The sequence below is a fragment of the Kitasatospora paranensis genome (genome assembly GCF_039544005.1).
GTDB classification, from domain to species: Bacteria; Actinomycetota; Actinomycetes; order Streptomycetales; family Streptomycetaceae; genus Kitasatospora; species Kitasatospora paranensis.
Map to the genome: position 1 here is coordinate 2,960,540 of NZ_BAABKV010000001.1, position 26,471 is coordinate 2,987,010.

A 26,471-nucleotide genomic window follows, 5' to 3' on the forward strand; every position below is an offset into this window, starting at 1 on the left:
CCCGTTGGGCGGCGCGGCCCGGGCGGTGCTCGGGAAACCCCTCACCCGTTCGGGTGCAGATCATCATGCGGCGCACCGGCACGCCGGGGGAAACGGGACCGGGGCGGGAACGGACGCCATTGTCCGTTCCCGCCCCGGCCACCTCCGTACGACGGCTCTCCTGCGCCGAGCTCCGTCGTACGCCCCTCCCCTGCGGAGGGGGTGCGGTCAGCGATGGGACCGCGCTGCGGTAGAGGTCGTTGCCCTCCTCAGCGCGAGTCGCTGCCCGCCGTCTCAAGGGCGGCGCGGCCTGCCTCCAGGCGCGCCACCGGGATCCGGAAGGGGGAGCAGGACACGTAGTCCAGCCCCACCTGGTGGAAGAAGTGGACCGACTCCGGGTCGCCGCCGTGCTCCCCGCAGACACCCAGCTTCAGGTCGGGCCTGGTCGCCCGGCCGGCCTCACAGGCCTGCCGGACGAGCGAGCCCACACCGTCCCGGTCGATCGTCTCGAACGGGCTGACGCCGAAGATTCCCTTTTCCAGGTACGCGGTGAAGAAACTCGCCTCCACGTCGTCCCGGGAGAAGCCCCAGACGGTCTGGGTCAGGTCGTTGGTGCCGAACGAGAAGAACTCGGCGGCCTCGGCGATCTGACCGGCGGTCACCGCGGCCCGCGGCAACTCGATCATGGTGCCGAGCTTGATGTCCAGCCGGACGCCGGTGGACTGGGCCACCTCGGCGAGTACGCGCTCGCACTCGTCGCGTACCAGCTCCAGCTCCTGGACCGTGCCGACCAGCGGGATCATCACCTCGGGGCGCGGGTCGCCGCCGGCCAGCCGGCGCTCGGCGGCGGCCTCGGCGATCGCCCGGACCTGCATCCCGAACAGGCCCGGGATGACCAGGCCCAGACGGACGCCGCGCAGACCCAGCATCGGGTTCTGCTCGTGCAGCTTGTGCACGGCCTGGAGCAGGCGCAGGTCGTTCTCGTTCGGGTCCTTGCGGGCCTCGGCGAGGGCGACGCGCACCGAAAGCTCGGTGATGTCGGGCAGGAACTCGTGCAGCGGCGGGTCCAGCAGGCGGACGGTCACCGGGAGGCCGTCCATGGACTGGAAAAGCTCGACGAAGTCGCCCTTCTGCAGCGGCAGGAGGCTGGAGAGGGCGGTCTCGCGGTCCTTGTCGTTGTCCGCGAGGATCAGGTGCTCGACCTCCTTGCGGCGCTCCTCCCCGAGGAACATGTGCTCGGTGCGGCACAGGCCGATGCCCTGGGCGCCGTAGCGGCGGGCGCGGTTCGCGTCCTCGGCGTTGTCGGCGTTGGCGCGCACGGCGAGCCGGCGGCGGACGTCGGCGTGCGACATCAGGCGGTGGACGGCCTGGACGAGCCCGCCCTGGACGTCGGCGCCGGCGTGCAGGGTGCCCTCGAAGTACTCGACGACCGGGGAGGGCAGCACCGGGACTTCACCCAGGTAGACCTTGCCGTTGGCGCCGTCGACGGAGACGATGTCGCCCTCGTGGACGACCTGGCCGTCGGAGGTGGTGAACTTGCGGTTCTTGGTGTCCACCTCCAGCTCCTCGGCGCCGCAGACACAGGTCTTGCCCATGCCGCGGGCGACGACCGCCGCGTGCGAGGTCTTGCCGCCGCGGGAGGTCAGGATGCCCTCGGCGGCGATCATGCCTTCCAGGTCGTCCGGGTTGGTCTCGCGGCGGACGAGGATGACCTTCTCGCCCGAGCGGGACCACTTGACGGCGGTGTACGAGTCGAAGACCACCCGGCCGACCGCGGCGCCGGGCGAGGCGGCGATGCCCCAGGCGACCGGCCTGGTTTCGGAGGTGGGCGCGAAGCGCGGGAACATCAGCTGGGCGAGCTGGCCGCCGGTCACCCGGTGCAGCGCCTCGTCCAGGTCGATCAGGCCCTGGTCGACGAGCTGGACGGCGATCCGGAAGGCGGCCGCGGCGGTGCGCTTGCCGACCCGGGTCTGCAGCATCCAGAGCTTGCCGCGCTCGATGGTGAACTCGATGTCGCACAGGTCGCGGTAGTGCGTCTCCAGGGTCTGCATGATGGCCATCAGCTCGTCGTACGACTTCTTGTCGAGCTGTTCGAGGTCGGCCAGCGGCAGGGTGTTGCGGATGCCGGCGACGACGTCCTCGCCCTGGGCGTTCTGCAGGTAGTCGCCGTAGACGCCCTGGGTGCCCGTGGAGGGGTCACGGGTGAAGGCGACGCCGGTGCCGGAGTCCTCGCCGAGGTTGCCGAAGACCATGCTGCAGACGTTGACCGCCGTCCCCAGGTCGTTCGGGATGCGCTCCTGGCGGCGGTAGAGCCGGGCGCGGTCGCCGTTCCAGGAGTGGAAGACCGCGTGGATGGCGAGGTCCATCTGCTCGCGCGGGTCCTGCGGGAAGTCCCGGCCGGTCTCGCGCCGGACGATCGCCTTGAAGGTGTCGACCAGTCCGCGCAGGTCCTCGGCGGTGAGGTCGAGGTCGCTGGCGGTGCCCTTGGCGTGCTTGGCCTCGTCGAGCGCCTCCTCGAACAGCTCGCCGTCCACACCCAGCACCGTCTTGCCGAACATCTGCACCAGGCGGCGGTAGGAGTCCCAAGCGAAGCGCTCGTTGCCGGCCTGGGCGGCGAGGCCGACGACCGAGGCGTCGGAGAGGCCGATGTTCAGGACCGTGTCCATCATGCCGGGCATCGAGAACTTGGCGCCCGAACGCACCGAGACCAGCAGCGGATTGTCCGCCTGGCCGAGCTGCTTGCCCATCTCGGCCTCGAGCGAGGCCAGATGGCTGCTGATCTCCTCGTGCAGCGAGGTGGGCTCGCTGCCCGTCTCCAGGAAGACCTTGCAGGCCTCGGTCGTGATGGTGAACCCCGGAGGGACGGGGAGACCCAGGTTGGTCATCTCGGAGAGGTTGGCACCCTTGCCGCCGAGAAGGTCCTTGAGGTCCTTGTTTCCTTCGGTGAAGGAGTAAACAAACTTCTGCTGCGCCGCCACGGCTCGGTCTCCTCGCACACGGTTGACCTAACGCCGGAGAACATACCCATTTCAAAGGCGTTGTCGCGGCCCCAATAGGCCGTATGAGCTCAGGGACCAGCCCGCACCCGACAGATCGAATGCCCGGCGAGGCGTTCACCTCTGTTGCTGAAATCGTCCGGCTGACGCTAGCGATCGTTCAAGTAGTGAACACAGCGAAACCTGAAGATCACATCCGGGCCACGGAGAGTAGCGCCCGATCGTCCGCCCTGTTGCCCCGGTTTGATTTCCTGCACCCACGCACGCGGATCGGCGCGAACCCCCTTCGGGAAGCGATTCACCCCGCCGACGCCTCCACGCAACCCTGACGATCCGTCCGGAGGCCAGCTTATGTGGCAAGCGTCACGGACACATCTCAACACCCGGGCGTACCTCACCTACGCCCTCGACTACCCGGCGTCGACGGATGGTCGCTTCTGCGTGACGGAAATCCGCCACAAAGGAGCCCTCTTGGCCAGATCGTCCAAGAGAGCCGGGCCGTATCGGCAGGCCCCGCATCGGCGCCGATCTGTACCTGACGTACAGATCACCCGCCGGATGTGTCCGATTCGGCGTCATCGCCCGGGCGCGCGCAGTCGTACGGATCGTCCAACCACCCCTCGGGGAGCACGACCCGGTTGTTCCCGCTCGTCCGCCCGCGCGGACCGTCGGCCCCGGCCGGCCAGACCTGATCGGACTCGACCAGCGCCAGCGTCTCCGCCAGCTCGGCCAGCGAGCCGGAGTTGGCCAGCCGCACCCGCAGCTCCGAGCCCACCGAGAAGCCCTTGGTGTACCAGGCCACGTGCTTGCGGAAGTCGATCACACCGCGGGCCTCGTCGCCGATCCACTCCCCCAGCAGCTGGGCGTGCCGGACCATGGCCCGGGCCACCTCCCCGAAGGTCGGGCGCGCGTGGTCGACCTCGCCCTCGAAGACCGCGACCAGATCCTTGAAGAGCCACGGGCGGCCGAGGCAGCCGCGGCCGACGACGACACCGTCGCAGCCGGTCTCGCGCATCATCCGGAGCGCGTCGTCGGCCGACCAGATGTCGCCGTTGCCGAGCACCGGGATCTCTGCCGGAACGGACTCCTCAGCCGGGCGATGGCCGACCAGTCGGCCGTGCCCCCGTAGTGCTGCGCCGCGGTGCGGCCGTGCAGGGCAATCGCCGAGACGCCCTCCTCCGCACCGATCCGCCCGGCGTCCAGGAACGTCAGGTGGTCGTCGTCGATGCCCTTGCGCATCTTCATCGTCACCGGGAGGTCCCCCGCGTTGGCGACCGCCTCGCGCAGGATGTCGCGCAGCAGGTTCCGCTTGTACGGAAGCGCCGACCCGCCGCCCTTGCGGGTGACCTTGGGCACGGGGCAGCCGAAGTTGAGGTCGATGTGGTCGGCCAGGCCCTCGTCGGCGATCATCCGGGCGGCCTTGCCGACCGTCACCGGATCCACGCCGTAGAGCTGGATCGACCGGGGCTTCTCGCTCGGGTCGAACCTGATCAGCTGCATCGTCTTGGCATTGCGCTCGACCAGCGCCCGGGTGGTGATCATCTCGGAGACGTAGAGCCCCTTGCCCCCGCTCTGCTCCCGGCAGAGCGTCCGGAACGGCGCGTTGGTGATCCCTGCCATGGGCGCCAGCACGACGGGCGGCCACACCTGCATCGGACCGATGTTCAACGGTGCGAACTCGGGAGCCGTGGTCGGGGCGGCGTCGGCGGTGTCAGGCGTGCTGGTCATGCGCGGCAGTCCTCAGCAAGGGGGAATCGGGACTCTCCATTCTCCCTCACCCCGACGGCGGCTCCGGAACTCGGCCGCCCGGCACGGGCGCGGCCCGGCTCAGGAGGACCCGGCGAGCCCGTCGAGGGCCCGCCGGGTCGCGTCGTCCTGCGGGGTGTAGGCGACCAGCCGGTGGCTGGGCCGGGGCCCCAGCCACAGATTGGTGTACTCGAAGCGCAGCAGGCCGACCTCGGGGAGCAGGAACCGCTTCAGCCCGTTGCCCAGGCCCGCGACCTCGTGCTGCTGCCAGGCGGCCTCGAACGCGGGGGAGGCCTTGCGCAGCCTGACCACGAGCGTCTTCCAGGCGGGCTCCGCGCCGTGGTCCGCCATCGCGGCCCTGAACCGCGCCACCAGGCTGGGCTGCGCCTCGTCGATGTCGACCAGCGAGCGCTGGAAGGTCGACTCCGTGAACGCCAGCCACATCAGGTTCCGGTCCTCGAACGGCAGCCGGTCGAGGTCGCCGACGATCCACGTGTACGCGCGGTTGTAGGCCAGCACGTCGTACCGGTTGTTCAGGACCGCCGCGGGCATCGGCTCCAGCTGCGTGAGCAGCAGCCGGACGGCGGGTGTCACGGTGGCGCACTCGACCACCGGGGCCGGGTCGTCCGAGCCGGCCAGGACGAAGAGGTGGGCCCGCTCCGTCGGGTCGAGCAGCAGGGCCCGGGCCACCGACTGCAGCACCTGGGCCGAGACCTGGATGTCCCGACCCTGTTCGAGCCAGGTGTACCAGGTGACCCCCACGGCGGCGAGCTGGGCGACCTCCTCGCGGCGCAGCCCGGGTGTGCGGCGGCGTCCCGTCACGGGGAGGCCCACCTGTTCGGGCGAGATCCGCTCCCGCCTGCTGCGCAGGAACGCCGCCAGCTCCTGCCGCCGCACCGCCGCGGGCCGATCCGCGGCAGGCCGATCCGCGGCAGGCCGGGCGGCGGTCGTCGGTGCGGGCACAGGGGCGGTCGTGGTAGCCATGGTGCCCAGCATGCGCCGTGTCCGAGCCGGTTGCCAGGTGTTCGTGATACCCGGATAAACACTCTCTGGTACCAGGTTCTCCGATGGCGGATCGTCGTGGTCGTGACCCAGCAACTGACTCTTCCGCGGATCGCCGCCCCCGGCCCGGCCAAGCCGTCGCTCGGGGTGGCGGGCCTCGTCACCGTTCTCCTCGGCGCCTTCCTCCCGATGCTCGACTTCTTCATCGTGAACGTCGCGCTCCCCACCATCGACCACGATCTGGCCGCCGGGCCGGCCGTGCTGGAGCTCGTCGCGGCGGGCTACGGCATCGCCTTCGCCGTCCTGCTGGTCCTGGGCGGCAGGCTCGGCGACGCGTTCGGACGGCGGCGGCTGTTCGTCGTCGGCGCCGCCGCGTTCGCGCTGACCTCGCTGGCCTGCGGCATCGCGCCGACGGCCTGGGCCCTGGTGGCGGCCCGGGTGGCCCAGGGCGCCTCCGCCGCTCTCCTGCTGCCCCAGGTCCTGGCCGGCATCACCGCCACCCTCTCCGGTCCGCAGCGCGCCCGGGCCCTCGGCATCTACGGTGCGGTCGGCGGCGTCTCCGTCGTCATCGGCCAGGTGCTGGGCGGGATGATGATCTCCGCCGACCTGTTCGGCACCGGCTGGCGGGCGGTGTTCCTGCTCAACGTCCCGTTCGCGCTGATCACGGCCGCCCTGGCCGTCCGGTACGTCCCGGAGAGCCGGGCCCCCGGGCCGCGGGGGTGGACCTGCCCGGCACCGGCCTGCTGACCGCCGCGCTGCTCTCGCTGTTCGTTCCGCTGATGGAGGGGCGGGCGATCGGGTGGCCGCTGTGGACGTGGGTCTCGCTGGGCGCGTTCCCGTTCCTCGCCGCGGGCTTCGTCCGGACGGAGCGGCGCGCGGAGCGGGCGGGCCGTGTCCCGCTGGTCCCGCTGTCCCTGCTGCGGATCCCCGAGATGCGCCGGGGTCTCGGCATCGCCCTTCCGTTCTTCACCGGCTTCGGCGGCTTCATGTTCGTCGTCGCGATCATGCTGCAGCAGGGCCTGCGGCTCGGTCCGGTGGCGGCGGGGTGGGCCCTGGTGCCGATGGCCACCGGCTACTTCGCGGCCTCGCTGTCGGGCCCGCGGCTGATCGGCCGGTTCGGCAGTCGGGTGATCACCGCCGGGGCGGTCGTCCAGGGCACCGGCCTGATCGTCCTCATCACCACGGTCCTCGCCGACGGGGCCGGCCTCACCCCGCTGCGGATGCTGCCGGGCGTGGCACTGGCCGGCATCGGCCAGGGCCTGATCGGCACGCCGCTGTTCCGGGTGGTGCTGTCGAAAGTCCCGGCCGAGCGGGCCGGGGTCGGCAGCGGTGTCCTGGCGACCGCGCAGCAGTCCAGCCTGGCCCTGGGGGTGGCGACACTCGGCACACTGTTCCTCGCGCTGGCGCCGGGGCTCGGGATGACCCGTGCGCTGGCGCTCGTCCTGACGATCCAGGTGGGCGGGTCGCTGGTGATCGCCCTGCTGAGTTCGCGGCTGCCCCGCTCGGTCGGATGACGGGCGGCGGGTCGGCGGGTCGGCAGTCCGGTCGGCCGGTCGGCCGGTCGGCCGGTCGGCCGGTCGGCCGGTCGGCCGGTCGGTCGGCCGGTCGGCCGACCCGGACGAGGGGCGGCCGGAAAACCGGCAGCCTGCCGTCGGCGAGGGTGAAAGCATGCCGACATGACGACAATTCCGCCCGGCGATCCGACCGACACCCGGACCCGCGACGAACTGGCGGCCGTGGTGCAGGCCGGCGCCCGGCCCAAGTACCTCCTGTTCTGGGGCCACCGTGCCGAGCCGGACGGGCGGATCGGCGCAGGTTCGCTCAGCCAGTGGTGGCCGGCGACGTTCACGGTCGACGGCGTGGTGTACCGGTCGGCCGAGCACTGGATGATGGCCGGCAAGGCACGGCTCTTCGGTGACGAGGAGGCCTGCGAGCGGATCCTCGCCGCCCGGACCCCGGCCGAGGCGAAGAACCTCGGCCGGCTGGTGCGCGGATTCGACGACGCGCTCTGGGTGTCCGAACGCTTCGATCTGGTCGTCCGGGGCAACGTCGCGAAGTTCGGTCAGGACGACGCCCTGCGGGCCTACCTCCTGGGGACGGCGCGGCGGGTGCTGGTGGAGGCCAGCCCGCTCGACCGACTGTGGGGCATCGGTCTCGCTGCGGACCACGACCACGCGACGGCGCCCCACCACTGGCGCGGCCTCAACCTGCTGGGCTTCGCGCTGATGGAGGCGCGGGCCCGGATCGCGGCCGCCTGAGCCCGGCCGCCGACGCGACGCGCGGCGGCGTCCAGCGGCCCGCCCGAGCCGCCCGCCCGAGCCGCCCGCTGTGGCCCGGCGGCACCAACCCGGTTTCCTGGCAGCACCGTTGGCCGAAAGACAGCGGACTCATGCCCGTAACACGCCTGCCGTATCGGCCCGCCAGGATGGCTCGGAGTCAGAGCCGGGGGCCTGTCGGGAGGCTCCCGCGGCGGAGAGGGCTGGTCGGGCGGCGATGACGGTGCAGGAGCTGGGAGCGACCACGGCGGACATCCGGGCGATGCGCGGCGAGTTGGACGAACTGCTGCGGGCCCGGCAGTACGCGACCCACCGCGAGCGGCGACTGGCCGAGGCCGTCCGGACCGCGAGCGAGCCGGACCTGGCGCACGGGTACGCGCAGCCGCACCGGAGCCCGGACCCGGATCTGGTGCGCCAACTCCGGCAGGCACAGACCCTGCGCGAAGGCCTCGGCACTCGGTGCCTGGAGCTGAGCGAGCGGCTGCTCGCCCTGGAGGACCTGCTGCGGCAGTCCGGCCCGGGGGGCCAGGACCAGCTGGACCCCCACCTGCAGACCCGGCGTCAGACCGCGGCTCCTCCGCCCGCGCAGGGCGGGCAGGGCGGCCAGGGAGCGGTGCTGCGGCCCGAGGCCGCACCCGGCGCCCCCACCGTCACGTCGCCCGCATCCGGCCGGCAGCGGCCGACGGGCGCCCGGTTCGGCGGCGCCTTCCAGGGACACGCTCCGGCCCGGGCATCGGCCGCGGCCCCGCCCGGTCTCGCCGGGCCGGTCACCACCGATCCGGTCGGCCCGCCGTCGGCCGTGGGGGAGGTGCCCCCGGCGGCCGCGCCGATGCGTGGCGCCCGCTTCGGCGGAATCCGTCCCGCCGCGGACGGCCTCGACGACGCTGCCCGGCAGACCCGGGACTCCCGGCCCGGCACGCCGTCCGGATCACGCGCGGCGACCGCCGCGCGTGGGGCCGACGACGCCACGCCTGCGCCGCGCGATCCCCGGGACATCTCGGCCCTGGCCGCCCGGATCGCCGACCTGCACCGGCGGGGCGCGGCGCAGGAGTCCGCGGCGGTGACCGCCCAGGCGTCCGTCACCCTGGCCCCGTCCGATGTCGTGGGCCTGGCCGGGCTGTTGCGCACGGGCGGCCCGTACGGCGCGTCCGGCTACCTGGTGCGGGCCGCCGCGCACGGGCCGGCCCGGCAGGCGGCGGACACGCTGGCGGAGCTCCGTCGCGTGGGGCTGGTCGACGAGGCCGCGGAGCTGTTCCACGCGCTGTGGGGGCTGCCGGCGGCGGGGCTGCCGGGTCTGCTGGCCGCACTGGAGCGGGCCGGGCAGGCCGCCGACGGGCAGACGCTGCTGTGGGAGTGGGCGTCCGCTCCCCCGGCGGAGTTGGCCGACCTCTCCTTCCGGCTCGCGGCGGCCGGACGGGACGGCGATGTCCGCAGTCTGCTGCGCCAGACCGCCGGCCGCTCGATCGCCGAGGTGGCGGCCACCGTGCACGTGCTGGACGACCGGTCCGCCGGCGGCGAGGGCGGTCGCCCCGGTCCGGGCCCGGTGGCCGCCCCCGCCGCGGACGGGGGCCGACCCGGTCGGCGGGTCGGGGGTGTCCGCGTCCCTGGCGTCCGTACTGGTGCGGGAGGTGGTGAGGATGCGTTCGGCGTCCGATGTCGGCGGGTTCGCGGCCGCCGTCGCCGACCGGCCGGCGCTCTACCGCGTGCTGCTCGACGCCGTGGCGACGCTGGACGACGGGCGGTCGCGCAACGCTCTCGCGGCACTCCGGTCGGCCGGCCTCCCGACCTCGCCTCCCCCGGCCCGCACCGCCCGTTCACGCGGCCGTCGCTGACTCCGGACGACAACCACCGGCCACGGATGCGGGCCCGCCCCGTGCCCCGGCACACCTCGGCCCCTTCGCCGCGTCCCGCACGGCGAGGTGCGGGACGCGGCGAAGGGGCCGGAGGGGGCGCCGACGGATCGGGCGTCAGCCGTTCGGCATCAGCAGCCGATCAGGCGGGCGCCCAGGTAGGCCTTCACCTGGTCGAGCGACACGCGCTCCTGCGCCATGGTGTCCCGCTCGCGGACGGTCACGGCGTTGTCGTCGAGGGTGTCGAAGTCCACGGTGACGCAGAACGGCGTGCCGATCTCGTCCTGGCGGCGGTAGCGCTTGCCGATGGCACCGGCGTCGTCGAACTCGACGTTCCAGGCGGTGCGCAGGTCGGCGGCGAGACCGCGGGCCTTCGGCGAGAGGTCGGCGTTGCGCGACAGCGGCAGGACGGCGACCTTGACCGGGGCGAGCCGCGGGTCGAGGCGCATGCCGGCACGCTTCTCCATGACGCCCTTGGCGTTGGGCGCCTCGTCCTCGAAGTACGCGTCGAGCAGGAAGGCCAGCATCGCGCGGTTGAGGCCGGCCGCCGGCTCGATGACGTACGGGAAGTACCGCTCGCCGGACTCCTGGTCGAAGTACCGGAGGTCCTTGCCGGAGTGCTCGCTGTGCACGGCGAGGTCGTAGTCCGTGCGGTTGGCGATGCCCTCCAGCTCGGAGAACTCGGTGCCGCCGAAGTTGAAGCGGTACTCGATGTCGACGGTGCGCTTGGCGTAGTGGGAGAGCTTCTCCTTCGGGTGCTCGAAGAAGCGCATGTTCTCCTCGCGCAGGCCGAGGTCGCGGTACCAGTTCCAGCGCTGCTCGAGCCAGTACTCGTGCCACTGCTCGTCGTCGCCGGGCTTGACGAAGAACTCCATCTCCATCTGCTCGAACTCGCGGGTGCGGAAGATGAAGTTGCCGGGCGTGATCTCGTTGCGGAAGCTCTTGCCGACCTGGGCGATGCCGAACGGCGGCTTCTTGCGCGAGGTGGTCTGCACGGCGCTGAAGTTGGTGAAGATGCCCTGCGCGGTCTCCGGCCTGAGGTAGGCCAGGCCGGACGCGTCCTCGGTCACGCCGAGGTGCGTCTTCAGCATGCCCGAGAACTCCTTGGGCTCCGTGAAGGCGCCCTTGTTGCCGCAGTTCGGGCAGTTGATGTCGGCGAGGCCGTTGGCGGGCAGCCTGCCGTGCTTGGCCTCGTACGCCTCCTCCAGGTGGTCCGCCCGGAACCGCTTGTGACAGGAGAGGCACTCGGTGAGCGGGTCGTTGAAGGTGGCGACGTGGCCGGAGGCCTCCCAGACCTCGCGGGCGAGGATCACCGAGGAGTCCAGTCCGACGACGTCCTCCCGAGCGTGCACCATCGAGCGCCACCACAGGCGCTTGATGTTCTCCTTGAGCTCGACGCCGAGCGGACCGTAGTCCCAGGCGGCGCGGGTACCGCCGTAGATCTCGCTGCAGGGGTAGACGAAGCCACGGCGCTTGCTCAGGCTGACGATCGTGTCGATCTTGTCGGCGGCCACAGTGCTCTCTTCATAACGACGGCACGGTCAGGGCACGGCTGGTTGCACGCACCCGAATACCTCAGGTTACCGGGAGCCCGGGGAGGGCGTTCAAATCGATATCGACCGTCCGCCGGGCGGCGGCACGGCCTGCGGACGCCGGGGGAGGGTTGGGGGCCGGCCCACGGTCGGCCGTCACCCAATCGGGTGAGTTGACAATCATTTCCACATAACATGAGAATGGTTGTCATGACGATCCTGCGACGCCGCGGCCCGCGCCGGCCCACCGACCGGATGCCCGCCGACCGGACGGCCGCGGACACCCGCGACCGCAGCACCGGCCGGATATCCGCCGGCGCCGCGGTGTCCCTGACGGCCGCCGCCCTGGCGGCGGCGCTCACCCTCACCGCCTGCGGCGGGACGAGCAGCGCCGAGGACGCACAGGGCCGGCTCCGGGTGGTCGCGTCGTTCTACCCGATGGAGTTCCTCGCCTCGCAGATCGGCGGCGACCACGTGAAGGTGACCGACCTCACGGCCGCCGGCGTCGAGCCCCACGACCTCGAACTCACCGCCAAGCAGGTCGGAGCCGTCCAGCAGGCCGGCGCCGTCCTCTACCTCAAGGGCCTGCAGCCGACCGTCGACCGGGCGGTCGCCCAGTCCCACTCCCGGCACGTGATCGACGCCACCGCGGCCTCCCCGCTGGTCGACCACCACCTCGACGAGGGCACCACCGACGAGGCCGGCCACGAGCACGCCGGGCCGACCGGCGACCCGCACATCTGGCTCGACCCGGCCCGGTACGCGGCCGTCGCCCGGGCCGTCGGTGCGGAGTTCGCCAAGGCGGACCCGGCGCACGCCGCGGACTACGCGAAGAACACCACCGACCTCGTGGGCCGGCTCGGCACGCTCGACGCGGAGTTCCGCGACGGGCTCAAGGGTGTCCGGGGCAAGTCCTTCGTCACCAGCCACGCCGCCTTCGGCTACCTCGCCGACCACTACGGCATCGACCAGATCGCGATCAGCGGCGTCGACCCCGAGGCCGAGCCCACTCCGGCCCGGCTCGCCTCCATCCAGAAGGCGGCCAAGGGGAACGGCGTCACCACGATCTTCTTCGAGAGCCTGGTGAGCCCGGCCCTCGCCGAGAGCGTGGCCCGGGACCTCGGCCTGAGGACCGCCGTCCTGGACCCGCTGGAGGGTGTCAAGAACGGCCGCGGCGACTACTTCTCGATCATGCATCAGAACCTGACCAACCTGCGGGCCGCGCTCGGCGCCACCAGCTGACGGGACACCACGCCATGAGCTCTGTCATCCCCCCACCCGCGCCGGCCCCCGTCGGGACGGCATCGACGACCCCCTCCGCGGAACCCCTCCCGGCCCGGGCCACCTCCCCCGGACGCCGCCGGGCGCGACCGCACCCGGCACACCGCCCGCCGCTCCGGCGGTCCGCCTGACGGACGCGGTGGCCTCGGTCGGCGGGCGGCCCGTGCTGCGCGGGGTCGACCTCACCGTCGGCCCGGGCGAGGTGGTGGCCCTGCTCGGCGCCAACGGCTCCGGCAAGTCGACCACCGTCAAGGCCGTGATCGGCGCCGTCCCGCTGGACGCCGGCGCGCTGGAGCTCTTCGGCACCCCGTACGGCCGGTTCCGGTCCTGGCGCCGGATCGGCTACGTGCCGCAGCGCACCACCGCCGCCGGCGGGGTGCCCGCCACCGTCCGCGAGGTGGTCTCCACCGGACGGCTGCCGCAGCACCGGCTGGGCCCGTTCCGCCGTCGCGACCGCTCCGCGGTCGACCGGGCGCTCGCCGCCGTGGGCATGCTGGACCGGGCCGAGGACGGCGTGGCGGGGCTCTCCGGCGGGCAGCACCAGCGGGTGCTGATCGCCCGTGCGCTGGTCGGCGAGCCCGACCTGCTGATCATGGACGAGCCGATGGCCGGTGTGGACGTCACCAGCCAGCAGGTGCTCGCCGACATCCTGCGCCGCGAGGTCGGGCGCGGCTGCGCCGTCCTGCTCGTCCTGCACGAACTGGGGCCGCTGGAGTCGCTGATCGACCGCGCCGTGGTGCTGCGCGACGGCTGCGTGGCGCACGACGGGCCGCCGCCCGAGAGCGTCGGACAGCACGCCCTGCCCGGCCACGACCACGTCCACCCGCACGCCGACCCGACTCCCCCTGGACTGCTGGCATGACCGAGATGTTCCAGTTCGACTTCATGCAGCGCGCCCTGGTCGCCGCCGTCCTGGTCGGGATCACCGCACCCGCGGTCGGCGTCTACCTGGTGCAGCGCCGCCAGGCCCTGATGGGCGACGGCATCGGCCACGTCGCGCTGACCGGTGTCGGCCTCGGCTTCCTCTTCCAGACCAGCCCGGTCTGGATGGCCGTGGTGGTCTGCATCCTCGGCGCGGTGGTGATGGAGCTCGTCCGCTCCCGCGGCAACCAGCGCGGGGACATCGCGCTGGCGATGCTGTTCTACGGCGGCATGGCCTGCGGCAAGCTGCTGGTCAGCGTCAGCGCCGCCTCCCAGGCCGGCGGCGGGAACCTGGAGAGCTACCTCTGGGGCTCCATCCTCACCGTCTCCCCCACCGACCTGGTCACCATCGGCGGGCTGGCCGCCGTGGTCGTGGCGGTGACCTTCGGGCTGCGCCGCCAGCTGTTCGCGATCTGCCAGGACGAGGAGTTCGCCCGGGTGACCGGCATCCCGGTGCGGGTGCTGAACCTGCTGCTCGCCGTCATGGCGGCGGTCACCGTCACGGTCGCGATGCGGGTGGTCGGCCTGCTGCTGGTCAGCGCGCTGATGGTCGTCCCGGTCGCGGCGGCGCAGCAGCTGACCCGGTCGTTCGCGGCCACCCAGACCGCGGCGGTGGTGCTCGGCATCACCGTCGCCGTGCTGGGGGTCATGGGCTCCTACCAGGCGGACGTGCCGTCGGGGCCGGCGATCGTGCTGCTGGCGATCGCGGCCTTCGCGGTCTTCAGCGCCGCGGCCGCGCCGCTGGCGCGCCGGCGGCACCGGAGCGCACCGGACGCCGGACCGGCCGTCTGCGACGTCGCCCTGCCGCGGGCGGGAGCGCCGGAGGGCGCCGCGACGGCTTCGGTCCCGAGCCAGGGGAAGGCGCCCGAGAGCGCATCGGCGGCGGGCACCGGGCTGGCACAATGAGGTGCGACAGCATCCCCATCCCAGGAGGACCCACGGTGACGACCGCAGGCCCGACGCCGCGCGCCCGATCCACTCGGCAGCGAGCCGCCGTCTCGGCGGCCCTGGACGAGATCGAGGACTTCCGCAGCGCCCAGGAACTGCACGACATGCTCAAGCACCGGGGTGACTCGGTCGGGCTGACGACCGTCTACCGGACGCTCCAGTCGCTGGCCGAGGCCGGCGAGGTCGACGTGCTGCGGACGGCCGAGGGCGAGGCGGTCTACCGCCGGTGCAGCAGCGGGCACCACCACCACCTGGTGTGCCGCCACTGCGGGGCGACGGTCGAGGTGGAGGGCCCCGCGGTGGAGCGCTGGGCCAACACGGTCGCCGCCGAGCACGGCTTCAGCGACATCGCGCACACCCTGGAGATCTTCGGCACCTGCGGGGCCTGCGCCGCGAAGGTGTGACGCGGACGTCCGACGCGACGAACGAGCAGGGCCCGGGTCGCCTCGACCCGGGCCCTGCTCGTTGGTGTTCCCGCTCGTTGGTGTCCCCGCAGGTCAGCGCTGGGACGGGACGTCGGCCACCGGGTCGCCGAAGCCCGCACCCTCGCCCTCGTCGCCGTCCGCGACCTCGTTCGGCTTGGCGCCGCCGAAGCGGCGGTCGCGCCGGGCGAAGTGCTCGCAGGCGCGCCACAGGTCGCGGCGGTCGAAGTCCGGCCAGAGCACGTCCTGGAACACCATCTCCGCGTACGCCGACTGCCAGGCGAGGAAGTTGGAGGTGCGCTGCTCGCCGCTGGGGCGCAGGAACAGGTCGACGTCCGGCATGTCCGGGTAGTACAGGTACTTGGCGAAGGTCTTCTCGTTGACCTTCTCGGGGTTGAGCCTGCCGGCGGCGACGTCGCGGGCGATGGCCTGCGCGGCGTCGGCGATCTCGGCGCGGCCGCCGTAGTTGACGCAGAAGTACAGCGTCATGGCGTCGTTGTCCTTGGTCTGCTCCTGGGCGACCTGGAGCTCCTGGACGACGCTCTTCCACATCCGGGGCATCCGGCCGGCCCAGCGGATCCGGATGCCCAGGGCGTCCATCTCGTCGCGGCGGCGGCGGATCACGTCCCGGTTGAAGTTCATCAGGAACTTCACCTCGTCCGGGGAGCGCTTCCAGTTCTCGGTGGAGAAGGCGTAGAGCGAGAGGTTCTTGACGCCGATCTCCAGGCAGCCGCGGAGCACGTCGAGGACGACCGCCTCGCCGACCTTGTGGCCCTCGGTGCGGGGCAGGCCGCGCTCCTTGGCCCAGCGGCCGTTGCCGTCCATGACGCAGGCGACGTGGTTGGGCACGAGCTCACCGGGGATCTTCGGCGGGCGGGCACCGCTGGGGTGCGGGGCCGGGGTCTCGTACACCCGCTGCTTGCTGCCGAAGAGCCGTCGCGCTGCCATGCTCACTTCTCCACGTATCTCATCGAGCGGATGCCCCGCTCCAGGTGCCACTGCAGATAGGCGGCCACCAAGCCGCTGCCCTCTCGCCAGTACCGGGGCTCGCAGGCGTCCGCCGTCCGCCAGTCGCCGGAGAGCAGGGCACCGAGCAGAACCAGTGTCTCAGGGGAGGGTACGGCACTTCCAGGCACCCGGCAGTCGCCGCACAGGACGCCGCCGGCCTGGAGCGAGAAGAACCGGTTGGGTCCGGGCAGGCCGCACTTGGCGCAGTCGGTGAAGCTGGCGCCGTAGCCGTTGACCGCGAGCGAGCGCAGCAGGAAGGCGTCCAGCACGAGGTGGGACTCGTGGGTGCCGGTGGCCAGCGTGCGCAGGCCGCCGACCAGCAGGAGGTACTGCTGGACGGCCGGCTGGCCCTCGTTCTCGGCGAAGCGCTCGGCGGTCTCCAGCATCGCGGTGCCGGCCGTGTAGCGGGCGTAGTCGGTGACGATCGAGCCGCCGTAGGGGGCGATGGTCTCCACCTGGGTGCAGAGCGGCAGGGTGCGGCCGACGAGGTCGCTGCCGCGGCTGAAGAACTGCACGTCGACGTGGGAGAACGGCTCCAGCCGCGCACCGAACTTGGACTTGGTGCGGCGCACCCCGCGGGCGACCGCCCGGACCTTGCCGTGCTGGCGGGTCAGCAGGGTGATGATCCGGTCGGCCTCGCCGAGCTTCTGCGTGCGCAGGACGACGCCGTCGTCGCGGTACAGGCTCATGCGGCAGCACCCCGGACGGACCGGGCGGACCTGGCGGAGTGGACGCGGCGGCCGGGCAGGATGGGCATCCCCCCATTCTCCCGCACCCCACCGACATCCCGGCCGCCCCGGTGGACGCGGGGGCGCAGGGGGCGCGAGGGCTGCCGCGGGCCGGACGGGTCCGGACAGCCGAGCGCCCGCACCGGGGTCCGGAACGGACAGGGTCCGTGCGGACTGCTGCTCGGTGCGGGGCGCGGCGGGCCCGGGAGGGGGGTTTCGGGCCCGTCCGGGGGAGCCTGGGCGGCTCCGGGGGACGGCGCGGCCGTCGGCGCTCAGCGCGGAGCGCGGGTGGCGGCTTCCAGCAGGGTGTCCACGTGGGTGCGGCCGAGGCGCAGGCAGCCGCCCACCGCGGCCAGTGCGGCCCGCTCCTGCGGCAGGTAGCGGCCGTCGGCGAGGGCGATCCACGCGCCCTGGAGCACGAGGCGTTCCCGGCCGGGCTGGGCGAGGTGCGGGGCGAGCGGTTCGAGAGCGGCGTGCAGCTCGATCGCGAGCCCGCCGCCGGCGCCGTCCGCGGTGCCGTCGACCTCCTGCGGCTCACCGCCGCTGTGCCCGGTGAGCGCGGCGAGGGCGGCGAGCACCTGGGCCTCCCCGCAGTCCTCGAAGCCGGCCTCGCGGATCACCGTGCAGGCGGCGTCCCGGCCGGCCCGGCTGCCGGCACCGCCGGCCGCGAGCACGGCGAGGGCGATGGTGTACTGGGCGTCGCGGAGCATCGCGGCGAGCCGGACGGAGGTGATCTGTTCGAGGGTCTCGACGCCGTAGCGGCCGTGGCAGCTGGTGCACTGGACGCTGCCGACGACCGGGCCGAGCGGCAGGACCGGGGTGCCGAGCAGCCGCAGCCACCGCCGGCCGTGCTGCCGGCGGTAGTTGCGGTCGCCGCCGCAGCCCGGGCAGAAGAAGTCACCGAGAACGTCCGTCCGCCAGCGCGGGCGGACACCCCACAACCCTGTCACGGCGCCACTCCCCAGACATGGCAGGCGGCCTGCACATCAGCGGGCAGGTCTCGCGACCGGACGGCGGCGGTCGTCCCACCGACCCCGCTTCCGGTGCGTCGATGTTGCCACGGTTACGGGCACGTGTCAGCACCCCGAACGGGTGCCGGCAGGAAAAATGTGGCCTGGGCCACACCGGCGGGCACCCCCGCAGGAAGCCCCGGGGCCGCCCGGACAGCGACGAGGGGCCACCCCCGGGGGTGGCCCCTCGTCAAGCCGGATCCGCGGGGGTCAGCCGCGCTGCGCCCGGTTGACGGCACTGATCAGCGCCTTCAGCGAGGCCAGCACGGTGTTGCCGTCGATGCCGACGCCCCACAGCACCTTGCCGTCCACGGCGCACTCGACGTACGCGGCGGCCTGGGCGTCGCCGCCCTCGCTCAGGGCGTGCTCGGCGTAGTCCAGGACGCGGACGTCCAGGCCGATACCGGCCAGCGCGTCGACGAAGGCGGAGACCGGGCCGTTGCCGGAACCGGTCAGCGCCACCCGCTCGCCGTCGACCAGCGCCTCGGCGGCCAGCACGTCCCGGCCGCCCTCGGTGGTCAGGCTGCGCGGGCCGTCCAGGGCGATCCGGCCCCAGGCGTTGTCCGGGGTGGGCAGGTACTCGTCCTGGAAGACCGCCCAGATCTCGGCCGGGGTGACCTCGCCGCCCTCGGCGTCGGTCTTGGACTGGATGGTCCGCGAGAACTCGATCTGCATCCGGCGCGGCAGGTCCAGCTTGTGGTCGTTCTTCAGCACGTAGGCGATGCCGCCCTTGCCGGACTGGCTGTTGACCCGGATCACGGCCTCGTAGGACCGGCCGACGTCCTTGGGGTCGATCGGCAGGTACGGGACGCCCCAGGTGAACTCTCCGACCGGGACGCCGGCGGCGGCGGCGTCGGCCTCCAGGGCGTCGAAGCCCTTCTTGATCGCGTCCTGGTGCGAGCCGGAGAACGAGGTGTAGACCAGGTCGCCGGCGTAGGGGTGGCGCTCGGCGACGCCCATCTGGTTGCAGTACTCGGCGGTGCGGCGGATCTCGTCGATGTCGGAGAAGTCGATCATCGGGTCGACGCCCTGCGAGAACAGGTTCATGCCGACGTTGACCAGGTCCAGGTTGCCGGTGCGCTCGCCCTGGCCGAACAGGCAGCCCTCCACGCGGTCGGCGCCGGCCATCACGGCCAGCTCGGCGGAGGCCACGCCGGTGCCGCGGTCGTTGTGCGGGTGGGTGGACAGGCAGACGAACTCGCGGCGGGTCAGGTTCCGCGACATCCACTCGATCTTGTCGGCGTAGACGTTCGGGGTGGACCGCTCGACGGTGGTCGGCAGGTTCAGGATGATCTCGCGGCCCTCGCCGGGCTGCCAGACGTCCATCACCGCCTCGCAGACCTCCAGGGCGAAGTCCAGCTCGGTGTCGATGAAGATCTCCGGCGAGTACTCGTAGCCGAAGACGGTGTCGTCGCGCAGGATCTTCTCGGCGTACTCCATCACCAGGCGGGTGCCGTCCACGGCGATCGCCTTGATGTCGTCCTTGCTGCCCTTGAAGACCACCCGGCGGAACAGCGGCGAGGTGGCGTTGTACAGGTGGACGGTGGCACGCGGGGCGCCGACCAGGGACTCCACGGTGCGCTCGATCAGGTCCTCGCGGGCCTGGGTCAGCACCGAGATGGTGACGTCCTCGGGGATCGCGTTCTCCTCGATCAGGGAACGCACGAAGTTGAAGTCGGTGGCGCCGGAGGACGGGAACCCGACCTCGATCTCCTTGTAGCCCATGCGCACCAGCAGGTCGAACATCTTGCGCTTGCGGGCGGGGGACATCGGGTCGATCAGCGCCTGGTTGCCGTCCCGCAGGTCGGTGGACAGCCAGCGGGGGCCTGCGTGATGACCTTGCCCGGCCAGGTGCGGTCCGGCAGGTCGATGGTGCCGAAGGGTACGTAGCGGTGGAACGGCATCCCGGAGGGCTTCTGCTGCACCGTGCTCGCCGTGATCGGGGTGGGACGGTCGTTGAAGACGCGGGCGACGGACGACTGCTCGGTCATGGGTGTGACTCTCGGCTTCCCTGTCGAATGCGGGCTGCGGTCGGGGTGACGACACCGACCTGCCGGCTGACTGCGCCGCATCGTGAAAGGGCGCAACACAACTCCCCGCGGCAAGGGAGCCGGCCTTCTAGGACTACAGGCCCTCGCCGCGGCAGCTAAGAAGAAGCAGCCCGTAACGCATGATGTTGACCAGCGTAACCCAGCCCGCGGGCCCCACGAAGTGAAGTCCACGACGATTCCACCCAGTGAGACGGTTCGGTTCCCGCAACCATCGTGACAACAGGTCATGCATGCGTCACCCTGGGCGACATGACCCCGAACCCCGCACGCCTCCCGGCCCCCTGCACCATCGTCCCGCCGCACATCCTCGACCACCTCGCCGAACAGGGCCACGCACCCGCCCGGCGCTCGCTGGCCCTGGACGCGGCCCACCGCGCGGAGCGGCTGCTAGCCGCCCCGGCCCGGCCGCCCGCGCACCGGCTGACCAGGACGATCACCGACGCCCGGCACACCGAGACGCTGCCGGGCCGCACCGTGCGGCGCGAGGGCGCGGGGCCGGTCGCCGATGTCTCCGTCGACCAGGCCTACGACGGACTCGGCGCCACCTTCGCCCTCTACGAGCAGGTGTACGGCCGCGAGTCGATCGACGGCGCCTGGCTGCCGCTCGACGCCACCGTGCACTACGGCGACCACTACGACAACGCCTTCTGGAACGGCAGTCGGATGGTCTTCGGGGACGGCGACGGCGAGATCTTCCTCGACTTCACCGGCTGCCTCGACGTGATCGGCCACGAACTCACCCACGGCGTCACCCAGTTCACCGCCGGCCTGGACTACCAGGACCAGTCCGGTGCGCTCAACGAGTCCCTCTCCGACGTCTTCGGCTCCCTCGTGAAGCAGTACGCCCTGGGCCAGAGCGCCGCCGAGGCCGACTGGCTGATCGGCGCCGGCCTGCTCGCCCCGGGCGTCCAGGGCGTCGCCCTGCGGTCGATGAAGGCCCCCGGCACGGCGTACGACGACGAGCGCCTCGGCAAGGACCCGCAGCCCGCACACATGGACGACTACGTGCACACCGCCTCCGACGCCGGCGGGGTGCACATCAACTCGGGCATCCCCAACCACGCCTTCTACCTCGTGGCGGACGCCCTCGGCGGCCACGCCTGGGAGCGGGCCGGGCAGATCTGGTACGACACCCTCACCGGCGGCACCCTCTCCCCCGGGGCCGACTTCACCGCCTTCGCCCGCGCGACGGTGGCCGCGGCCCGGTCCCGCTGGACGGACGAGGCCGTCACGGACACCGTGGTCGCGGCCTGGTCACAGGTGGGGATCAGTACCGCCTGAGCGAGGCGGGGACTCTGTGAAAGACCTCGGCAAACGGCGTCCCTGCGTAGCACACTGGCAACCATGCGTATCCAGGTCACCCGGACCGGCGGCCTCGCCGGCCTCGCCAAGCACGCCGAGCTGGACACCGCCGAGCGCCCGGACGCACCACACGTGCACGCCCTGGCCCGCGAGGCGGTGGCCGGCGGGCTGCGCGCGCCCTCGTACGGCGTGCCGGACGGCTTCCACTACGAGATCACCGTGGACGGCCGCACGGTGTACTGCGCCGACCCGAAGCTGTCCGACTCCCAGCGCGAACTGGTCGGCCTGGTCCTGCGCGAGGGCGCCTGAGCTCGCCCGGCCGAGGCGACGGGACGCGACACGAGTGGCGCGAGGGCCCGCCGGCAGCGGCCGGCGGGCCCTCGACGCGGATTCCCGACGGGGCGTCAGAAGCCGAGCTTGCGCAGCTGCTTCGGGTCGCGCTGCCAGTCCTTGGCGACCTTGACGTGCAGGTCGAGGTAGACGGGGGTGCCGAGCAGCGCCTCGATGTGCTTGCGGGCGGTGGTGCCGACGTGCTTGAGGCGGGAGCCCTTGGCGCCGATCACGATGGCCTTCTGGCTCTGCCGCTCGATGTAGACGTTGGCGTGGATGTCGAGCAGCGGGCGGTCGGCGGGCCGGCCCTCGCGCGGCAGCATCTCCTCGACGACGACCGCCAGCGAGTGCGGCAGCTCGTCGCGGACGCCCTCCAGGGCGGCCTCGCGGATCAGCTCGGCCACCATGATCTGCTCGGGCTCGTCGGTGAGGTCGCCGTCCGGGTAGAGCGGCTGGCCCTCGGGGAGCAGCTTGGTGATGAGGTCGGCGACCAGGCCGACCTGGCTGTCCCCGGTCGCGGAGACCGGGATGATCTCCGCCCACTCGATGCCGAGTTCGAGGCCGAGCTGGTGGATCGCGATCAGCTGCTCGGCGAGCCGCTTGGAGTCGACCAGGTCGGTCTTGGTGACGATGGCGACCTTGGGGGTCTTCTTGATCTCGGCGAGTTCCTTGGCGATGAACTTGTCGCCGGGCCCGAGCTTCTGGTCGGCAGGCAGGCAGAAGCCGATCACGTCGACCTCCGCCCAGGTGGAGCGGACGAGGTCGTTGAGCCGCTCACCGAGCAGGGTGCGGGGCTTGTGCAGGCCGGGAGTGTCCACCAGGACGAGCTGCGCGTCCGGGCGGTGCACGATGCCGCGCACGGTGTGCCGGGTGGTCTGCGGCCGGTCGGAGGTGATCGCGACCTTCGTCCCGACCAGGGCGTTGGTCAGGGTCGACTTGCCCGCGTTGGGACGGCCGACGAAGCACGCGAACCCGGAGCGGTACGGGGAGGAAGGGGCATTCATGGGCTCCATTCTCCCTGATCACCCGGGCCCGGACGGACGCGGCGGCTCAGCCGGTCTTCTTCTTGCCGGTGACGGCCCCCAGGAGCACCAGGAGGAGCAGCACCAGCGAGCCGATCAGCCAGTACGGCGAGCCGGTCTCGCGCCAGCGGCCGAAGCCCATGACGGTGAGCAGCAGCCCCGCGAAGAACGCGAGTACGCCCATCTCCCCTCCCCTGGTGTGCGGACCCGGTGCGAGGGGCCCGGCGGTCCGGGCCAGTGATCAGCACATCGTCAGACTATCGGCCGGGCGGCTTCGACCGGGAGGGGCGGACGGCCGGACCGCAAGGATCCGGCCGCCCCGCGGCCCGCCGCCCGGCGGGCCTCAGTGGGCCTCTGCGCGGACCCGGAGGGCACCGTCCGGGCCTGCCAGCAGCAGCGGGGTGCCCGCCCCGCCGAGGTCGCGGACGGCTGCCAGATCGGCCCCGGCCGGCTCCGGCGCCTCGCTGACGACCGCGGCCGCCTCCAGGCCCTTGGCGCCGCTTGCCACGGCCATCGCCACGGCCGTCTGCAGCGCGGTGAGCCGCAGCGACTCCAGCTCCACACTCCCCGCCACGTAGGTGCGGCCGGTCTCGTCGCGCACCGCGGCCCCTCCGCCACGCCGTTGCGGGCGCGGACGGAGCGGGCCAGGGTGATGATCTTCTTGTCCTCGGGATCCAGTTCGGTGAGATCGCTCATGAGGCCCGAGCATAGGGGCCCGGCCGCTCAGGCACCGGCGCCGTCCAGCACGTCGACGCGGCCGGCCGGCGCGAACTCCGCCAGCGCCCGGTCGATGCGGTCGAGCACGGCGGCCTCCAGCTTCACGTCGGCCGCGGCGAGGTTCTCCGCGATGTGCGCGGGCGTCCGGCTGCCGGGGATGGGCACCACGTGCTCGTCCTGGTGCAGCAGCCAGGCCAGGGCCAGCTGCCCGGGGGTGAGGCCGAGCTCGGCGGCGATGCCCCGCAGCGGCGCGTACCGGTCGTTGTTGGCGGCGAGGTTGGCACCGTCGAAGCGCGGGATGTGCTGCCGGAAGTCACCGTCGGCGAGCTGCTGGACGGTGCCGGTGAGGAAGCCCCCGCCGAGCGGGCTCCAGGCCACCAGGCCGGCGCCGAGCTCGCGGACGGCGGCCAGCAGCCCGGCGTCCACCGGCTGCCACATCGACCACTGGATCTGGACGGCCGCGACCGGGTGCACCGCGTGGGCGGCGCGCAGCTGGGCCTCGGTGACGTTGGACAGCCCCAGATGGCGGACGAGTCCGTCCCCGACGAGGTCGGCGACGGCGCCCACGGTGTCCTCGAACGGGACCTCGGGGTCGGGGAAGTGCGGGTAGTACAGGTCGATCACGTCGGTGCCGAGGTTGCGCAGCGACTGCTCCGCGTAGCCGCGGACGTACCGGGGGTCCGCGTTCACGGCCAGCTCGCCGAAGGCGTAGCCGACGGGGAAGCGGTGCGGCTCGGCGCCGTCCGGGATCCGGAAGCCGAACTTGGTGGCGAGCACCACCTCGTCCCGGCGGCCGGCGACGGCCCGGCCGACCAGGCGTTCGTTGTGGCCGTCGGCGCCGTAGCCGTCGGCCGTGTCGATCATGGTGGCACCGGCGTCGATCGCGGCGTGCAGCGCGGCGGCGCCCCGCTCGTCGTCGATCTCGCCGTACATGCCCGGCGACAGCACCATCGCGCCGAAGCCGACGGGTGCCGCGTGCAGCCGGCCGAGTGTGCGCCCGATCATCGTGGTCCTCCAGGTCACCGTGACTGAAGGGACCACTGTTCAACGGGAACTGACGATCCGTCAACGACGTATCGGAGTGTGGGCGGCCGGGGCCGGCGGGCGGCCCCGGCCGGAGGCGGGCGTCAGTGGCCGATCGGGTTGGGCGGGCCGGGCTTGATGATCTTGACGAAGGTCTTGGGCCCGGTCGGCTGCGGCACGGCGTGGCTCTGCCGCTCCCGCCAGTACGGGTTGTCGTGCGGCAGATGGCTGCTCACTCTGCCGTACATGCCGAACGTCACCACCGCGAAGCCGAAGGCGAAGCTGAACACGACGTTGGGGATCTCGAAGGCGAGCCGGTTGGCGCTGCTGTCCAGCACGATCAGGCCGACGAAGCCGGCCAGGATGAAGATCACACCGACGATCATGTTGAGGGTGGACGCGAAGTTGCCTCCGATCACCGCGCCGAGGATGAGGATCGCGCCGAACACGATGGACAGCACGCTGAGCGCGCCGTTGCTGGACAGGCCGAGGGTCTGCTTGCCCTGGGTGTCCAGGAAGCCGACGTGGTCGAAGAGTCCCAGAATGCCGAAGACCATCAGGAACACGCCGCCCAGACCGGCGGTGTACCGGTAGATGGTGGCCAGCCTGTGGTCGACGGGGAGTTCGTCCTGCAGTTTCATCGCGGCCTCCACCGTGCGTCAGCCGTGCTCGGCCCGGTGGAAGGGGACCTCGTGCAGGTACAGCGAACCGCACTGCTGGCAGGTTCGCAGCCCCGTTCCCCAGTCCGTCTCGGGCCTGGACTCGGCATCGGATTCGATCTTGGCGCCGCACATGCCCTCGGTGGCACCGGCGGTCCGGACGATGTGCCATCTCCTGACCTCGCCGGACCGCCCGGCCGGGCCGTACTCCGCGCGCAGTTGATGCGTCATGCCTTCCATGGTGCAAACGCTCGGCCCCGTACGGCAAACGGGGGCCGACCCGGCACGACGACGGCCGGCCCCCGACGGAGGGGCCGGCCGTACGCGCACGGCCCTACGAGGCCTCGCCGCGCCCTGCCTGGGCGGGCTGGCGGACGGGTGCCGCGACGATGGTCCCGATCCGGTTGCGGCGGCCCGCGGAGCTCTCCGCGCTCAGCCGGATCGCCACCAGGTCGGTCACCTCCTCGTCCGGCACCGGCACGTCGCACGACGACCCGGGGATCGGGACCCGGCCCAGGCACTTGGCCAGCAGGCCGCCGACCGTCTCGACGTCCTCGTCCTCCAGCTCCAGGCCGAACAGCTCGCCGAGGTCCTCGACCAGCAGCCGGGCGGTGATCCGGTAGGAGCCGTCCCCGAGGTCCTCGACCGGGGCGATCTCCCGGTCGTACTCGTCGGTGATCTCGCCGACGATCTCCTCCAGGATGTCCTCGATGGTGACCAGGCCTGCGGTGCCGCCGTACTCGTCGATCACGATCGCCACGTGCGAGCGCATCTGCTGCATCTCGCGCAGCAGGTCCCCGGCCGGTTTGGTGTCCGGGACGAAGACGGCCGGGCGCATCACCTGGCCGACCTGCTCCGCCTCGGCGTCCCGGTTCACGTGGGTGCGCCGCACCAGGTCCTTGAGGTAGACGATGCCGACCACGTCGTCCTCGTTGTCGCCGACCACCGGCATCCGCGAGAAACCGGACCGCAGCGCCAGCGTGAGCGCCTGCCGGACGGTCTTGTGGCGCTCGATCATCACCAGGTCCGTCCGGGGCACCATCACCTCGCGGACGATGGTGTCGCCCAGCTCGAAGACCGAGTGCACCATGCGGCGCTCCTCGTCCTCGATCAGGTCGTCCTTCTCGGCGAGGTCGACCAGGGCGCGCAGCTCCGCCTCGGAGGCGAACGGGCCCTCCCGGTAGCCCTTGCCCGGGGTGAGCGCGTTGCCCAGCAGGATCAGCAGCCGCGGGATCGGACCGAGGATCCGGGCCAGCGGCAGCAGCACGAAGGAGGCCCAGGTCACCGTGGTCAGCGGGTGCTGGCGGCCGATGGTGCGCGGCGAGACGCCGACCGCCACGAACGACACCAGCACCATCACGCCGACCGCCAGCAGCACCGCCTGCCACGTCCGGTCCAGGCTGCGCACGCAGACCACCGTGACCAGGACGGCCGCCGCCATCTCGCACGCCACCCGGATCAGGGTGGCCAGGTTGAGGTAGCGGATGGGGTCGGAGGCCAGCGTGAGCAGCCGCCCCGACCCCCGGCGGCCGGCCCGGACCGCCTCCTCGGCGCGGAACCGGGACACCCGGGAGATGCCGGCCTCGGCGCACGCCGCGAACCAGCCGACCACCACCAGCAGCAGAGCCCCGACGAGGAAGCTCGTACTTTCACCGCTCACAGACGGCC

At 72.4% G+C, this 26,471-nt stretch carries 21 protein-coding genes and 4 pseudogenes; 9 read left to right on the forward strand and 16 right to left on the reverse strand.

Annotated features, from left to right (window positions below; all coding sequences use genetic code 11):
- Positions 1 to 248: 248 nt before the first annotated feature.
- From ppdK to ABEB13_RS14505, 3 genes and pseudogenes are all read right to left on the reverse strand, one after another.
- Complete coding sequence (gene ppdK / locus ABEB13_RS14495) at positions 249 to 2,957, reverse strand: pyruvate, phosphate dikinase (protein ID WP_345705855.1); 2,709 nt, start codon at positions 2,955 to 2,957, stop codon at positions 249 to 251.
- A gap of 565 nt (positions 2,958 to 3,522) precedes the next feature.
- Positions 3,523 to 4,703, reverse strand: a pseudogene (dusB, locus tag ABEB13_RS14500) (tRNA dihydrouridine synthase DusB).
- Positions 4,704 to 4,802: 99 nt separating this feature from the next.
- On the reverse strand, positions 4,803 to 5,705 hold the full coding sequence (locus ABEB13_RS14505; RefSeq protein WP_345705856.1) for a helix-turn-helix transcriptional regulator: 903 nt from the start codon (positions 5,703 to 5,705) through the stop codon (positions 4,803 to 4,805).
- Between the two features lie 102 nt (positions 5,706 to 5,807).
- Here ABEB13_RS14505 and ABEB13_RS14510 point away from each other — a divergent pair.
- Positions 5,808 to 7,237 (forward strand): annotated as a pseudogene (locus ABEB13_RS14510) (MFS transporter).
- 162 nt (positions 7,238 to 7,399) lie between these two features.
- Complete coding sequence (gene ybiA / locus ABEB13_RS14515) at positions 7,400 to 7,981, forward strand: riboflavin biosynthesis intermediates N-glycosidase (RefSeq protein ID WP_345705857.1); 582 nt, start codon at positions 7,400 to 7,402, stop codon at positions 7,979 to 7,981.
- 178 nt (positions 7,982 to 8,159) lie between these two features.
- Here ybiA and ABEB13_RS14520 read toward each other — a convergent pair whose 3' ends face one another.
- Positions 8,160 to 8,546: a hypothetical protein gene (locus ABEB13_RS14520; RefSeq protein WP_345705858.1), complete on the reverse strand. Its 387-nt coding sequence runs from the start codon at positions 8,544 to 8,546 to the stop codon at positions 8,160 to 8,162.
- Positions 8,547 to 9,636: 1,090 nt separating this feature from the next.
- Between ABEB13_RS14520 and ABEB13_RS14525 the strand changes: the two genes are divergently transcribed.
- A complete protein-coding gene (locus tag ABEB13_RS14525; protein ID WP_345705859.1) occupies positions 9,637 to 9,831 on the forward strand; it encodes a hypothetical protein in 195 nt (64 codons plus the stop codon).
- 149 nt (positions 9,832 to 9,980) lie between these two features.
- Here ABEB13_RS14525 and ABEB13_RS14530 read toward each other — a convergent pair whose 3' ends face one another.
- The gene (locus ABEB13_RS14530; protein ID WP_345705860.1) at positions 9,981 to 11,363 is read right to left on the reverse strand and encodes a glycine--tRNA ligase; all 1,383 of its coding nucleotides are present in this window, start codon (positions 11,361 to 11,363) and stop codon (positions 9,981 to 9,983) included.
- Positions 11,364 to 11,591: 228 nt separating this feature from the next.
- On the opposite strand from ABEB13_RS14530, the gene ABEB13_RS14535 reads away from it, so the two are divergent.
- From ABEB13_RS14535 to ABEB13_RS14550, 4 genes are all read left to right on the forward strand, one after another.
- Positions 11,592 to 12,623: a metal ABC transporter substrate-binding protein gene (locus ABEB13_RS14535; protein WP_345705861.1), complete on the forward strand. Its 1,032-nt coding sequence runs from the start codon at positions 11,592 to 11,594 to the stop codon at positions 12,621 to 12,623.
- Positions 12,624 to 12,801: 178 nt separating this feature from the next.
- Positions 12,802 to 13,524 (forward strand): metal ABC transporter ATP-binding protein, encoded by a 723-nt coding sequence (locus ABEB13_RS14540; protein ID WP_425559883.1) that lies wholly within the window; start codon positions 12,802 to 12,804, stop codon positions 13,522 to 13,524.
- On the forward strand, positions 13,521 to 14,489 hold the full coding sequence (locus ABEB13_RS14545) for a metal ABC transporter permease (protein ID WP_345705862.1): 969 nt from the start codon (positions 13,521 to 13,523) through the stop codon (positions 14,487 to 14,489). Before ABEB13_RS14540 ends, ABEB13_RS14545 begins: the two co-directional genes overlap by 4 nt.
- Positions 14,490 to 14,524: 35 nt before the next feature.
- Positions 14,525 to 14,935, forward strand: coding sequence for a Fur family transcriptional regulator (locus ABEB13_RS14550; protein WP_345705863.1), 411 nt, complete (start codon positions 14,525 to 14,527; stop codon positions 14,933 to 14,935).
- Between the two features lie 93 nt (positions 14,936 to 15,028).
- Here the strand turns inward: ABEB13_RS14550 and ABEB13_RS14555 are convergent, their stop codons facing one another.
- The 4 genes and pseudogenes from ABEB13_RS14555 to leuA form a co-directional block, all read right to left on the reverse strand.
- Complete coding sequence (locus ABEB13_RS14555; RefSeq protein ID WP_345705864.1) at positions 15,029 to 15,901, reverse strand: isoprenyl transferase; 873 nt, start codon at positions 15,899 to 15,901, stop codon at positions 15,029 to 15,031.
- A 2-nt stretch (positions 15,902 to 15,903) separates the two neighbouring features.
- Positions 15,904 to 16,650, reverse strand: a complete 747-nt coding sequence (gene recO, locus ABEB13_RS14560; protein ID WP_345705865.1) for a DNA repair protein RecO — start codon at positions 16,648 to 16,650, stop codon at positions 15,904 to 15,906.
- Positions 16,651 to 16,961: 311 nt separating this feature from the next.
- Complete coding sequence (locus ABEB13_RS14565) at positions 16,962 to 17,639, reverse strand: TerB family tellurite resistance protein (protein WP_100890331.1); 678 nt, start codon at positions 17,637 to 17,639, stop codon at positions 16,962 to 16,964.
- Between the two features lie 270 nt (positions 17,640 to 17,909).
- Positions 17,910 to 19,690: pseudogene (leuA, locus tag ABEB13_RS14570) on the reverse strand (2-isopropylmalate synthase).
- Between the two features lie 309 nt (positions 19,691 to 19,999).
- Here leuA and ABEB13_RS14575 point away from each other — a divergent pair.
- Together ABEB13_RS14575 and ABEB13_RS14580 are read left to right on the forward strand one after the other, a co-directional pair.
- Positions 20,000 to 21,031, forward strand: coding sequence for a M4 family metallopeptidase (locus ABEB13_RS14575; protein ID WP_345705866.1), 1,032 nt, complete (start codon positions 20,000 to 20,002; stop codon positions 21,029 to 21,031).
- A gap of 63 nt (positions 21,032 to 21,094) precedes the next feature.
- Entirely contained in the window at positions 21,095 to 21,361 is a 267-nt protein-coding gene (locus tag ABEB13_RS14580; protein ID WP_100890328.1) for a protealysin inhibitor emfourin, read from the forward strand.
- 95 nt (positions 21,362 to 21,456) lie between these two features.
- On the opposite strand, the gene era is transcribed toward ABEB13_RS14580, so the two are convergent.
- The 7 genes and pseudogenes from era to ABEB13_RS14615 form a co-directional block, all read right to left on the reverse strand.
- A complete protein-coding gene (gene era, locus ABEB13_RS14585) occupies positions 21,457 to 22,386 on the reverse strand; it encodes a GTPase Era (protein WP_345705867.1) in 930 nt (309 codons plus the stop codon).
- Positions 22,387 to 22,432: 46 nt separating this feature from the next.
- Positions 22,433 to 22,588, reverse strand: coding sequence for a hypothetical protein (locus tag ABEB13_RS14590; protein WP_157818857.1), 156 nt, complete (start codon positions 22,586 to 22,588; stop codon positions 22,433 to 22,435).
- A gap of 159 nt (positions 22,589 to 22,747) precedes the next feature.
- Positions 22,748 to 23,100, reverse strand: a pseudogene (locus ABEB13_RS14595) (cytidine deaminase).
- Positions 23,101 to 23,127: 27 nt separating this feature from the next.
- Entirely contained in the window at positions 23,128 to 24,126 is a 999-nt protein-coding gene (locus ABEB13_RS14600; RefSeq protein ID WP_345705868.1) for an aldo/keto reductase, read from the reverse strand.
- Between the two features lie 122 nt (positions 24,127 to 24,248).
- Positions 24,249 to 24,785, reverse strand: coding sequence for a DUF4383 domain-containing protein (locus ABEB13_RS14605; protein ID WP_345705869.1), 537 nt, complete (start codon positions 24,783 to 24,785; stop codon positions 24,249 to 24,251).
- Between the two features lie 18 nt (positions 24,786 to 24,803).
- On the reverse strand, positions 24,804 to 25,034 hold the full coding sequence (locus ABEB13_RS14610) for a hypothetical protein (protein ID WP_100890323.1): 231 nt from the start codon (positions 25,032 to 25,034) through the stop codon (positions 24,804 to 24,806).
- A 103-nt stretch (positions 25,035 to 25,137) separates the two neighbouring features.
- The gene (locus ABEB13_RS14615; protein WP_345705870.1) at positions 25,138 to 26,463 is read right to left on the reverse strand and encodes a hemolysin family protein; all 1,326 of its coding nucleotides are present in this window, start codon (positions 26,461 to 26,463) and stop codon (positions 25,138 to 25,140) included.
- Positions 26,464 to 26,471 lie beyond the last annotated feature (8 nt).

What these genes read in the sequence shown, in the direction of transcription:
- era (WP_345705867.1), bottom strand. Translation starts at nt 22,386, where the DNA reads ATGAATGCCCCTTCCTCCCCGTACCGCTCCGGGTTCGCGTGCTTCGTC.
- ABEB13_RS14580 (WP_100890328.1), top strand. Translation starts at nt 21,095, where the DNA reads ATGCGTATCCAGGTCACCCGGACCGGCGGCCTCGCCGGCCTCGCCAAG.
- ABEB13_RS14610 (WP_100890323.1), bottom strand. Translation starts at nt 25,034, where the DNA reads ATGACGCATCAACTGCGCGCGGAGTACGGCCCGGCCGGGCGGTCCGGC.
- ABEB13_RS14605 (WP_345705869.1), bottom strand. Translation starts at nt 24,785, where the DNA reads ATGAAACTGCAGGACGAACTCCCCGTCGACCACAGGCTGGCCACCATC.
- ABEB13_RS14555 (WP_345705864.1), bottom strand. Translation starts at nt 15,901, where the DNA reads ATGGCAGCGCGACGGCTCTTCGGCAGCAAGCAGCGGGTGTACGAGACC.
- ABEB13_RS14600 (WP_345705868.1), bottom strand. Translation starts at nt 24,126, where the DNA reads ATGATCGGGCGCACACTCGGCCGGCTGCACGCGGCACCCGTCGGCTTC.
- ABEB13_RS14535 (WP_345705861.1), top strand. Translation starts at nt 11,592, where the DNA reads ATGACGATCCTGCGACGCCGCGGCCCGCGCCGGCCCACCGACCGGATG.
- ybiA (WP_345705857.1), top strand. Translation starts at nt 7,400, where the DNA reads ATGACGACAATTCCGCCCGGCGATCCGACCGACACCCGGACCCGCGAC.
- ABEB13_RS14590 (WP_157818857.1), bottom strand. Translation starts at nt 22,588, where the DNA reads ATGGGCGTACTCGCGTTCTTCGCGGGGCTGCTGCTCACCGTCATGGGC.
- ABEB13_RS14525 (WP_345705859.1), top strand. Translation starts at nt 9,637, where the DNA reads ATGCGTTCGGCGTCCGATGTCGGCGGGTTCGCGGCCGCCGTCGCCGAC.
- ABEB13_RS14575 (WP_345705866.1), top strand. Translation starts at nt 20,000, where the DNA reads ATGACCCCGAACCCCGCACGCCTCCCGGCCCCCTGCACCATCGTCCCG.
- ABEB13_RS14545 (WP_345705862.1), top strand. Translation starts at nt 13,521, where the DNA reads ATGACCGAGATGTTCCAGTTCGACTTCATGCAGCGCGCCCTGGTCGCC.
- ABEB13_RS14505 (WP_345705856.1), bottom strand. Translation starts at nt 5,705, where the DNA reads ATGGCTACCACGACCGCCCCTGTGCCCGCACCGACGACCGCCGCCCGG.
- recO (WP_345705865.1), bottom strand. Translation starts at nt 16,650, where the DNA reads ATGAGCCTGTACCGCGACGACGGCGTCGTCCTGCGCACGCAGAAGCTC.